We start from the raw sequence: 8831 nt of genomic DNA on the forward strand, positions 1-8831 counted from the left end.
GCACCCCGGACAACCGGCCCGCCGACTGGAAGCAGCAGATGAACCGCTGGGACCGCCTCCACCACGTCCGCGTCGCCGTCATCATCGCCGCCTTCGCCCTGCTGGTCGCCGCCCTCATCTGACAGTGATGCCCCACCGGCGCCGCAAAGGCGAAGAACTCCCCGACTGGAAGCAGGAACACAACAAGTCCCACAAGCAGGCCCGCGCCCGCGCCGAGCACGCTTTCGCCCTCATGAGACCTTGGGAGCCGTTTCTCGGTGATCTGGTTGATGGGCATGAGGGCTTCGCTCCTCGTGGCCGCGGGAAGCGAAGAGGGTGAGGGGCGGCGGCACCGGGGCGGGTGCCGCCGCCGCAGGGAACTGGCCTACTCGGCCTGGCTGTTCGTGCGTTTGGGCAGGGAGAACATCACAAACCCCCCAGCCCCTGGGTCTGACCGCTGGACAGGGTCAGCCGACTCAGCTCTGGAGACGTGGCGAAGTCCGACCCCAGCGGCACCCTTCGGGGCCAGGGGGCCGATCTCGCCCGCGCCTTCACGCGGTGGAGCGGTGATCAGTTTGTCGACTCAGCGCGGGCTCAGCCCGGCGAACGGGGCTATCCAGGACGGCTCTCAGCCGTGATCACACCAGCCACACGAAGATCATCCCAGTAGTGCCCCAGACGCGGCGGACGGGCTCAGGCCGTGGCATATCCGTGTGGTCCGGACACGAAGGCCAGGATGTGCGGGACCGCCTCACGCAGGCTGTCGAAGTGGCGGTGTACGCCCTCCACCGCGACCGCGGCGTTCACGCCCCACACCGTCATCCCAGCCCGCAGTCCGGACTGCACTCCGGACGGTGCGTCCTCAATGACCAGGCAGTCTTCCGCCTCGGCACCCAGCCGTGCAGCGGCCCGCAGATACGGAACGGGCGAGGGCTTGCCCTCCTCAACAGTGGCCGCGTCCACGATCACGCCCGGCACCGGCAGGCCCGTTCTCAGGAAACGGCCGCGCACACGGTGCTCGTAGTTCGAGGTCACCAGCGCCCAGGACGCCGTCGGCAGGCTACGCAGCAGCTCTGACGCGCCGTCGAAGGCCGCATAGACGCCGGACCGCACGTCCTCGTCCTCCAACTCGTGCAGCGCGGCCAGGCACTCATGCGGATCGAGGTTCCCCGAGACCGCAGCGAACGTCTCCATCGGCCGCACCCGCAGGGCCACTTGGTACACCTCGTCCGCATCCAGCCCGTATCGCTTCGCCCACGCTCGCCACACCTGGCGCTGGTTGCTCACCGCGTCCATCAACGTGCCGTCGACGTCGAACAGCACATACCTCGAGCGGCCTGACTGCGCAGATTCACTGGTCACACGTTGATCATGCCAGGCACCTGCCAGACCATTACGAGACAGCCCTTACTGATCGTTTCAGAATGCGGTGCGTAGTGGCCTCAAACAGATGTCGGTGCCCCGTTCGGGGCTGAGCGACGCCACCCACATACGGCAACCGTGCCCCCAGCCGCTGCACAACTTGGCCCCGGTTGTCCGGCACGGTGCCCTTCGGAACCGCTTGCGCGGATGCCGGACCAGGGCCGGCTCGAAAGGGTCGACGATGCGGTCAGCTGCCGACTTCGACACCCTGACGATGACCTGTTCAAGCCATGCCTTGATGAGTTCGTCCTGGACAGCGGCGGCCGCGGCTTGTTCCGGAATGTGCCGGGCGGGGTCGGGCCCAGGCCGCTATGCCCGCCGCATCCAGGTGGGTGTACGGGCGAGGCGGCCAGGTCCCGGTGGATGACCGGCGCGTCCCAGGTGCCCCGGAAGGAGCGGGCGACCTGGGACGAGACCGAATCGACGCCGAGCGAGGAGGAGTCGAGGTGCGGGCTGCCGTCAGCGTGCAGGTGCACGAACTCCGCGATCCCGCGCGGCGCCCGGACAAGCCCTGGGGGTGGCCCAGCTGCTGCCGTACACCCTCGGCCGGTTCGGCGTAAAACGGCACTCGGGGAGCTGCTTGGAGGATTCCCATGCAGCCTGTCAGCTCGCCGCCCGGCTCGCGGCCGGCTCGCGGCCGGCAACACCGTGGGCCTGCCTTCCGCCCCGGCCTCAACTGGCCGCCTCCGGCTCTTTCGAGTCAGGCGGTGGTGCGGGCTGCGGCAAGGTCGAGGGCGATGTCGGTGATCATGTCTTCCTGGCCGCCGACCAGCCCGCGGCGACCGACCTCGATGAGGATCGCGCGGGCGTCGATGCCGTAGCGGTGGGCGGCTGTCTCGGCATGACGCAGGAAGCTGGAGTACACGCCCGCGTAGCCGAGGGTGAGTGTCTCGCGGTCCACCCGCACCTCGCGGTCCTGGAGGGGGCGTACGACGTCGTCGGCGGCGTCCATCAGGGGGAACAGGTCGCAGCCGTGCTTCCAGCCCGTCAGCTCGGCGACCGCGACGAACGCCTCCAGGGGGCAGTTGCCCGCTCCAGCGCCCTGGCCGGCGAGCGAGGCGTCGACGCGGGTGACGCCGTTCTCGACGGCGACGACCGAGTTGGCCACGCCCAGCCCGAGGTTGTGGTGAGCGTGGATTCCCAGTTCGGTGGACGGGTCGAGGACGTCGCGGTAGGCGCAGACGCGGTCGCGTATGCCGTCCATGGTGAGGTGGCCGCCCGAGTCGGTGATGTAGACGCAGTTCGCGCCATAGGACTCCATCAACCTGGCCTGCTGGGCCAGTTCGGTGGGGTCGGCCATGTGCGACATCATCAGGAAGCCGGACACGTCCATGCCCAGATCGCGGGCGGCGGCGATGTGCTGGGCGGAGATGTCGGCCTCGGTGCAGTGGGTGGCGACGCGCACCGAGCGGATGCCGAGGGCGTGCGCTCGGCGCAGGTCGTGCAGGGTGCCGATGCCGGGCAGGAGCAAGGTGGTGGGCACGGCGTGGGTCACGGCGTCGCAGACGGCCTCGATCCACTCCCAGTCCGTGTGGGCGCCGACGCCGTAGGTGATGCTGGAGCCGGACAGGCCGTCGCCGTGGGCGATCTCGATCGCGGCGACTCCGGCGGCGTCGAGTGCGGCGGCGATGGTGCGGGCCTGTTCGACGGTGTAGCGGTGGCGGACGGCGTGCATGCCGTCCCTGAGGGTCACGTCCTGGATGTACAGGGTGTTCGGCTGGGGCGCGGTCATGGGGAGACCACCTTCGTGGTGCGGTGGGCGGCCATGCGCTCGGCGGTGCGCAGGGCGGCCGAGGTCATGATGTCGAGGTTTCCGGCGTAGGCGGGCAGATAGTGGGCGGCGCCCTCCACTTCGAGGAACACCGACACCTTGGCGGCCTGGCCGGAACGGGAGTCGGCCGGGAGAAGGGAGCGCAGTGGGCTGTCGGTGGCGACGCGTTCGAACTGCACCTTCTGCTTGAGGCGATAGCCGGGGACGTATGTCTGGACGCGCGCGGCCATCTCCTCCACGGAGGCGGTCACGGCGGCGTCGTCACAGTCGCCGACGAGGCAGTGCACGGTGTCCCGCATGATGAGAGGCGGTTCGGCGGAGTTGATGACCATGAGGGCTTTGCCGCGTGCCGCGCCGCCCACCTGCTCGAGGGCCGACGAGGTGGTCTCGACGAATTCGTCGATGTTGGCGCGCGTGCCGGGGCCCGCCGAGCGGGAGGAGAGGGAGGCGACGATCTCCGCGTAGTGGACCGGGGTCACGGCGGCGACGGCGGCCACTACGGGGATGGTGGCCTGCCCACCGCAGGTGACCATGTTGACGTTGGGCGCGTTCAGATGGGCGTCGCCGTTGACCGGCGGTACCACGTACGGGCCGAGGGCGGCGGGGGTGAGGTCGACGACTGTGCGGCCCAGTGTGCGCAGTACCTCGTCGTGGCGCTGGTGCGCCCCGGCGGAGGTGGCGTCGAAGACAAGGGACACGTCCGCGAACTCGTCCAGCTCGACCAGGCCGTCCACGCCCTTGTGGGTGGTCGCGACCTTCAGCCGTCGGGCGCGGGCCAGGCCGTCGGAGCCGGGGTCGATGCCGGCCATGGCGGCGATCTCCAGGGAGTCGGAGAGCCGCAGAGATTTGATCATGAGGTCGGTGCCGATGTTGCCCGAGCCGATGACGGCGACCTTCGTGGTCATACTCCGGTCCCTTCCGTGGCGGCGAACACGGTGCTGACCGTGCCGAGTCCTTCGATGTGGGCGGTGAACTCGTCGCCTTCGGCGGCGACGGCCATCGGGCCGAGTGCTCCGGTCAGGATGATGTCGCCGGCCCGGAGCGGCTCGCCCAGGCCGGCGAGGGTGGCGGCGAGCCAGAGGGCGGCGGTGAGCGGGCTGCCCAGGCAGTCGGTGCCGGTGCCCCGCGAGACGGTCTCGCCGTTCCTGGTCAGGGTCATCCGTATGTCGCGCAGATCGACCCGGTCCAGCGGTACGGGGGTGCCTCCGAGGACGAACAGGCCGCAGGAGGCGTTGTCGGCGACCGTGTCGACGATGCTGATGTCCCAGTCGGCGATCCGGCTGTCGACGATCTCCAGCGCGGGCAGGGCGAACGCCGTGGCACGCAGCAGGTCGGCGACGGTCGGGTCCCGGTGCGGCAGATCCGCGCCGAGCACCAGGGCGACCTCCGCCTCGATCTTCGGCTGCAACAGCCGGCCGGGGGCGATCTGCTGCCCCTCGGGCACCGCCATGTCGGCGAACAGGGCGCCGAAGTCAGGCTGTTCGACGCCGAGTTGGCGTTGCACGGCGGACGAGGTCAGGCCGATCTTCCGGCCTGCCAGGCGCCGGCCGGCGGCGATGCCCCGCTCGACGTTCAGGCGCTGCACCGCGTAGGCGGCCTCGACGTCCGCCTCGGGCAGCAGATGACGCACCGGGTGGCAGGGGACGCCGGCGCGGGCGGCTTCGTCCAGGACGGCCGCCACCTCGGCCACGGCACCGGCGGACTCGTGGGCGTTCACGCTTCGCTCCTGTCGGGAGTGGTGGGAACAGGCTGTGGGATGGACATACGGGTTACCTCTGTAAGGGAGCGGAGCTGGTGAGGGGTTCGGTACGGGCGTGCCGGCCGGCGCTGTGACGCATGCCGGGTATAGACGCGCATCGTGAGCAACGGATCGGGCGATGGACTCGTCAGTCGCCGGGAATGCCTGCGCCACTCAGTGACGGAACCGTGCTCTCCGGGCGGCCCAGGGAGCGGGCCCCGGCCTGGAACTGGGCGAGTTTGCCGAGGATGGTCTGGCCGACGGGGAGGTGGCCCCAGATGCTGATGCCCTGGTGCGTGGTGGGCTCCCAGGTGGTCTCGTCGACGACGACGGGGTTCCAGCCGACCTCCCACTCGAAGCCCGATGGGGTGCGGGCGTAGTAGGAGAGTTCCTTGTCGTTGGTGTGCTGGCCGACGGACAGGGCCATGTCGAAGCCGAGTTCGTGCACGCGCTGGTAGCTCTGGGCCACGTCGTCGAGGGTGGCGGCCTGGATGTTGAGGTGCTGCACGCGGGTGCGGATCGGGTCGATCGGCAGGCCGCCGCGGGTGGCAGCGATAGCGATGGAGTGGTGGCGTTCGTTGACGCGCAGGAAGCGGATCTTGAGTTTGACGCCGCTGATGGTCTCGTCGATGTAGTCGGTCAGACGGGCGTCGAAGAGCGTGTTGAAGTAACGCCGGGTCTCCGCGGGCTTGGTGGAGGTCAGCGCGATGTGGCCCATGCCACCGTCGCCGGTGACGAAGCCTGAGGCGAGCATGCACAGGGGCTCGGCCGACTTCGCCGGGGTGGTGTAGATCTCCTGTGTGATGCCCTTGGGGCCGGGGAAGCGCAGCAGGCGCTCGACGCCGCGCAGGGCGGCTTCCTCGTCGGTGCCGACGGCGTGGGGGACGCCGTGGGCGCGGATGCGGGCCTCGATGCGTTCGAAGGCGGCGTGGTCGTCGACGTGCCAGCCGGTCGCGACGACGTCCTCGGCGGGTCCGCGCCGGATGAGGAAGCGGCATTCCTGGTCGTCGAGGCGGAAGCGCATCAGGTGGCGGGAGAGGGCGTCGTGGTGCATGCCGATGGCGTCGGTGCCGAAGCGGCGCCAGTCGGCGAAGCGGTTGCTCTCGATGACGGTGTATCCCAAGTGGACGGCACCGAAGACGGACGAGGCGTCATGTGTGGTCATCGGCGGCCGGCCAGGAAGTCGGCGCACAGGCGGTTGAACAGGTCGGTGCGCTCAAACTGCACCCAGTGCCCGGTGTTGGCGACGAGGTACAGGTCGCAGTTGGGCATACGGTCGGCCAGCATCCGGCCACCGGACGGCCGGTTGACCTTGTCCTCCGCGCCCCACAGGACGAGGGTGGGCACGGGCAGCCGGCTCAGACGCGGGTCGCGGGTGAAGTCCATCTTCCACAGGGTGCGCAGCCCGGCGGGGCGCTGCAGCGGCGGAGAGGCGATCACCTCGGGGTCGATGCTGGCCTGGTAGCGCTCCTCGATGGCGGAGTCCGGGACCTCGGCGGCGTTGAAGACGAGGTAGTTGCGGATGAACGTCTCCAGCTTCAGCCGCGAGGGTCCGTCGCCGGTGTAGTAGCCCAGCAGGTTGTTGAGCCCGGGAGTGGGCAGGGCACGGGTGTTACCGACCCCGCCGGGGCCCATCAGCACCATGCGGTCGACCCGGTCAGGGGTGTCCAGGGCCAGCCGGAGGGCGCAGGCGCCACCGTAGGAATTGCCGACCAGATGGGCCTTGTCCAGGCCGAGTGCGTCCATCAGACCGCGGATGCCGTCGGCCAGGTAGCCGAAGGGGTCGCTGCCGTCGACGCCCTTGGTGCTGCGCCCGTAGCCGGGAAGGTCGGGCACGATGACCCGGTACTCCTTGGCCAACTCGGCGATGTTGCGGGCGTAGTTGGATACGCCGGAAGCGCCCGGGCCGCCGCCGTGCAGCAGCAGCACGGGCGGGCCGTCACCCGCCTCCGCGGCGAAGATCTTCTTTCCGCCGATGTCGTACGTCGTCTCCTGCATCGTCGGCAGGCCGGTCTGCGGGGTCATGATGTCGGTCCTCACGTGGCGGTGTCGCGGTCGGGCGGGCGTGGCGGCTGGAGCCAAGCCCGCTGGGACGGCGGGTGTCGGGTGTACAGAAACGGCTGCGTAGCCGTAGGCGTGGGGCACAGGGCGCAGGGCGCAGGCGGCCGCACGGCGGGTGGTCATCCGGGGCAGCGGGACGCTGTCCCCGACCATCCGCGGCTGGGGAATCCAGCGGTCGGACGCCATTGAGGCGGACCGGGCGCGAGGCGAGACCTCGGCATCGCGCTCCAGGACGACGATCCTGGGGTGTCCTGCGTGACCTGCACGTATGCGGGGAACGAGATCGTCTATGGACCACTAGAGGGCGTATGGGCCGAACCGGCCCCATGCCACGACGGCCGCGAGCGCGAGCAGTACCAGATTCACGGCGATCATCTGCGCCTCACTACGACGGGCATGCACGACCATGGCGCCGAGCATGACCAGCGCCAGGCCGAGGGCGGCCAAGGGCGCCAGCACCGGGGCGATGCCGAGCGCGGGCGGCAGAACCAGGCCGAGCGCGGCCAGCACCTCGACGCCTCCGATCAGCTTCACCGTCCCCGCGCTCACACCCTCGGTCCAGCCCATACCCGAGGCCGCCAGCTTCTGCTTCGGCTGGGACAGCTTCATCGCCCCGGCCGCCGAAAACGCCACAGCGAGCACACCCGCGAGGGTCCACAGCAGAACACTCATCATGATCAACACCTTTCGATGACTTAATTCATTAAGTGAAGGCTAGAGCCCATTCACTTCAAGATGCAAGTCATCCGCCAAGTTGATCACTTCATGCGTGAAGCTATACTCGCGAGCATGGAGACCCCGCAGGAACCCCGCTGGCTGGACAATGAGGAAGATCAGGCATGGATTGCGCTCAGCAGCATGCTGATGCGGCTCCCCGCCGCACTGGACACGCAGCTACAGCGCGACGCCGGCCTGAGTCACTTCGAGTACCAGGTGATGGCCGGGCTTTCCATGGTCCCCGAGCGCACCCTGCGGATGAGCGAGCTGGCCGCGTTCGTAGAGGGTTCCCTTCCCCGGCTGTCCCAGGTCGTCGGGCGGCTGGAGAAGCGCGGCTGGGTAGGCCGTAAACCCGATCCCGCCGACGGCCGCTACACCGTGGCCACCCTCACCGACGACGGTTTCGACAAGGTGGTCGCCACCGCCCCCGGACACGTGGAGGCCGTGCGCAGCTGTGTCTTCGACGCACTCACCAAGGCGCAGGTCCGCCAGCTGACCACGATCGGCCGCCGCATCGTCGGCGCCGTCGACCCCCATCACCCGCTCGTCACCGGAACACTGGACCGGCTACGCCCCGAGAAGTAGCCACTCGGGCCATGAGCGTCGGACCGTCGGGGCGAGCCGCCGCCGAGGCATCGGGCGAGTTCGTCAGAGCGACGCGCCCGCTCAGGACAGGGTCCTGCCGGCAACGACGACCGCGGCACTCCACGCATACAGGGCGAACGGCCTGGACTGACTTGCCGCCAGTCAACAACGGCCCACGACGCCGCTCCGCAGGAACACTGCGGGACAACCCTTAGGCGTGAGCGAGGCCCGCTGCCATGGATACGGAAGGAGCGGCGGGTGGGCGGGTTGTGGTGCAGCCAACGCCCTGGGAGCTGCGCCCCGGGCTCCGGTCAATGCGTCAGTTGATCCGGCTGAGCAACGGAGCTGCCGGGCCCTGACACGACGGCGTGGAAGGCCTCGGCCTCGGGGGCTAAGCCCTACGCCCCATGCGGGGCCAGGGGCTGCTGGCTAGGGTCGACGCCCATGCAGACCACGGGAACCGCTAGGGCCTGTCTCTTTGACTTCACGTTGATCGGGCCAGGTGCGAGGGTGGTGGCCATGCCGCGACTTGGTCACCGCCTCCGGTCCTTCAGATTC

Annotated in this window: 8 protein-coding genes and 2 pseudogenes; 3 read left to right on the forward strand and 7 right to left on the reverse strand. The window is 69.4% G+C overall.

Annotation, left to right across the window (positions count from 1 at the left end; translation table 11 throughout):
• Both ACWC9R_RS36525 and ACWC9R_RS36530 read left to right on the forward strand, forming a co-directional pair.
• Positions 1 to 122 (forward strand): annotated as a pseudogene (locus ACWC9R_RS36525) (DUF1772 domain-containing protein); the annotation flags it as partial.
• Between the two features lie 2 nt (positions 123 to 124).
• Positions 125 to 247: pseudogene (locus ACWC9R_RS36530) on the forward strand (IS5/IS1182 family transposase); the annotation flags it as partial.
• A 425-nt stretch (positions 248 to 672) separates the two neighbouring features.
• Here ACWC9R_RS36530 and ACWC9R_RS36535 read toward each other — a convergent pair.
• From ACWC9R_RS36535 to ACWC9R_RS36565, 7 genes are all read right to left on the reverse strand, one after another.
• Positions 673 to 1341: an HAD family hydrolase gene (locus tag ACWC9R_RS36535; protein ID WP_450738134.1), complete on the reverse strand. Its 669-nt coding sequence runs from the start codon at positions 1339 to 1341 to the stop codon at positions 673 to 675.
• 760 nt (positions 1342 to 2101) lie between these two features.
• Positions 2102 to 3133 (reverse strand): 4-hydroxy-2-oxovalerate aldolase, encoded by a 1032-nt coding sequence (gene dmpG, locus ACWC9R_RS36540; RefSeq protein WP_450738136.1) that lies wholly within the window; start codon positions 3131 to 3133, stop codon positions 2102 to 2104.
• A complete protein-coding gene (locus ACWC9R_RS36545; protein WP_450738137.1) occupies positions 3130 to 4077 on the reverse strand; it encodes an acetaldehyde dehydrogenase (acetylating) in 948 nt (315 codons plus the stop codon). The genes dmpG and ACWC9R_RS36545 overlap by 4 nt, the downstream gene beginning before the upstream one ends.
• Positions 4074 to 4889 (reverse strand): 2-keto-4-pentenoate hydratase, encoded by an 816-nt coding sequence (gene mhpD, locus ACWC9R_RS36550; RefSeq protein WP_450738139.1) that lies wholly within the window; start codon positions 4887 to 4889, stop codon positions 4074 to 4076. The genes ACWC9R_RS36545 and mhpD overlap by 4 nt, the downstream gene beginning before the upstream one ends.
• Before the next feature lie 169 nt (positions 4890 to 5058).
• Complete coding sequence (locus tag ACWC9R_RS36555) at positions 5059 to 6075, reverse strand: VOC family protein (protein ID WP_450738141.1); 1017 nt, start codon at positions 6073 to 6075, stop codon at positions 5059 to 5061.
• Positions 6072 to 6935 (reverse strand): alpha/beta fold hydrolase, encoded by an 864-nt coding sequence (locus ACWC9R_RS36560; protein WP_450738142.1) that lies wholly within the window; start codon positions 6933 to 6935, stop codon positions 6072 to 6074. The genes ACWC9R_RS36555 and ACWC9R_RS36560 overlap by 4 nt, the downstream gene beginning before the upstream one ends.
• A 333-nt stretch (positions 6936 to 7268) precedes the next feature.
• Positions 7269 to 7646, reverse strand: coding sequence for a DoxX family protein (locus ACWC9R_RS36565; protein WP_450738144.1), 378 nt, complete (start codon positions 7644 to 7646; stop codon positions 7269 to 7271).
• 114 nt (positions 7647 to 7760) lie between these two features.
• Here ACWC9R_RS36565 and ACWC9R_RS36570 point away from each other — a divergent pair, with 114 nt between their 5' ends.
• Positions 7761 to 8273, forward strand: coding sequence for a MarR family winged helix-turn-helix transcriptional regulator (locus tag ACWC9R_RS36570; protein WP_450738146.1), 513 nt, complete (start codon positions 7761 to 7763; stop codon positions 8271 to 8273).
• The last annotated feature ends 558 nt before the right edge of the window (positions 8274 to 8831 follow it).

It is taken from the genome of Streptomyces sp. NPDC001219, assembly GCF_053597915.1.

What these genes read in the sequence shown, in the direction of transcription:
- dmpG (WP_450738136.1), bottom strand. Translation starts at nt 3,133, where the DNA reads ATGACCGCGCCCCAGCCGAACACCCTGTACATCCAGGACGTGACCCTC.
- ACWC9R_RS36545 (WP_450738137.1), bottom strand. Translation starts at nt 4,077, where the DNA reads ATGACCACGAAGGTCGCCGTCATCGGCTCGGGCAACATCGGCACCGAC.
- ACWC9R_RS36555 (WP_450738141.1), bottom strand. Translation starts at nt 6,075, where the DNA reads ATGACCACACATGACGCCTCGTCCGTCTTCGGTGCCGTCCACTTGGGA.
- ACWC9R_RS36560 (WP_450738142.1), bottom strand. Translation starts at nt 6,935, where the DNA reads ATGACCCCGCAGACCGGCCTGCCGACGATGCAGGAGACGACGTACGAC.
- ACWC9R_RS36565 (WP_450738144.1), bottom strand. Translation starts at nt 7,646, where the DNA reads ATGATGAGTGTTCTGCTGTGGACCCTCGCGGGTGTGCTCGCTGTGGCG.
- ACWC9R_RS36570 (WP_450738146.1), top strand. Translation starts at nt 7,761, where the DNA reads ATGGAGACCCCGCAGGAACCCCGCTGGCTGGACAATGAGGAAGATCAG.